This window comes from Acinetobacter sp. YH12021 (genome assembly GCF_013420145.1).
Classification (GTDB): Bacteria; Pseudomonadota; Gammaproteobacteria; order Pseudomonadales; family Moraxellaceae; genus Acinetobacter; species Acinetobacter towneri.
Genome location: NZ_VOYT01000075.1, coordinates 1 through 1208, shown reverse-complemented (window position 1 = coordinate 1208; position 1208 = coordinate 1). Strand labels below are relative to the sequence as shown.

The following is a 1208-nucleotide window of genomic DNA, read 5'->3' as shown; positions in this document are numbered from 1 at the left end:
TCTCCAGTCAGTGCTTGTCCTGACTGGAGTTGTTTTAAGGCTGTTTCAAAATCAAATGTAGTTGCCATAATGCATCATTCCTGTTTTTAACAGTTTAAGGAAATGACACAGTTTTTTGAACACTACCTCCCATTTTTATTGATGATTTTTTAATTCTTTTAGCATGGCATCCCGTAAAATTTCATTCATTCGTGTTTGATAGCCTTTGCCTTGAGCTTTAAACCATGCAAGTACATCAGCATCTAAACGAATAGATGTTTGTTGCTTCACTGGACGATAGAATTGATTGTGGCGTACAGCATTACTCCAGTCGGTAATTTCAGGCATATCTGATAGATCTAGCTGATCGTCAGAAACTGTTCCCTTAGCAAGCAAGCGTTCAATTTCAGCATCTTGCTTGTCGCTGAATTTTTCATTCAGTTCTTTGCGTGAGTGTCTAACCATGCTCATATTTATCTCGCTCCGCTTTTGTTACCTGTCTTGCACTAATGATTCGTATGATTTCACAGTCATCTTCATCAAAGATGGTGTGAGCTACTAACAGCATTAGTACGCCTTTTACTTTCCCAATGGTCTGCCAACGTTCTTCACCATCGGTATGTCTATCCTGTATTGAGATCCTCAACGGATCTTCAAAAACAAGGCTTGCCGTTTCGAAAGAAACATCGTGTTTTTTCTGATTCTTTCGATTCTTTGCCTCATCCCATTCAAAATACTGTTCCATAAAAAACATTCAAATTTGTATATACAATAATGTATCACAAAATTGTATTACTCAAGTTGAAAAGCGTAATTTTTAGTCAAATTTATTGGCAAAATATTTCAAAACTGCTCATAAAAAAGCCGACTTGTTTCAAAATCGGCTTTTTATGGATTTTAGGGTTTGGTGTAAATTTTTAAGATATTGATTTTTAAATTAATATACAAGTGTATTGCGTATAACCACCATTATGTTAAATGGAATGTAATTTGAGGGAAAATAAAATATGTTTAGTGCCTTTTATATGAATCTCTCTTATTCATTTTATATGCAAGTTACACTCATTAGGCATTCAAAAGCCAATTTGAACGCTTATCTGCCAAGGGCTTTGTTGCACAAACCTATCTGTAAAGGCTTTTTCAGCGATATAATTTTCAAATGAAGAAGCCTACACACAAAATCTACCGCACAACCAATTGGCCCGCATATAACCGAGCACTCATGAGTC

Annotated in this window: 2 protein-coding genes; both read right to left on the bottom strand. The window is 35.6% G+C overall.

Translation table 11 applies throughout. From position 1 onward, the window contains the following. Positions 1 to 135 precede the first annotated feature (135 nt). Positions 136 to 450 (bottom strand): BrnA antitoxin family protein, encoded by a 315-nt coding sequence (locus tag FTT91_RS14595; protein ID WP_180006206.1) that lies wholly within the window; start codon positions 448 to 450, stop codon positions 136 to 138. Next, the gene (locus FTT91_RS14590) at positions 437 to 724 is read right to left on the bottom strand and encodes a BrnT family toxin (RefSeq protein ID WP_039890878.1); all 288 of its coding nucleotides are present in this window, start codon (positions 722 to 724) and stop codon (positions 437 to 439) included. Before FTT91_RS14590 ends, FTT91_RS14595 begins: the two co-directional genes overlap by 14 nt. Positions 725 to 1208 lie beyond the last annotated feature (484 nt).

Bases quoted from the DNA above. Each gene is read 5' to 3' on its own strand.
- FTT91_RS14595 (WP_180006206.1), bottom strand. From the start codon at position 450: ATGAGCATGGTTAGACACTCACGCAAAGAACTGAATGAAAAATTCAGC.
- FTT91_RS14590 (WP_039890878.1), bottom strand. From the start codon at position 724: ATGGAACAGTATTTTGAATGGGATGAGGCAAAGAATCGAAAGAATCAG.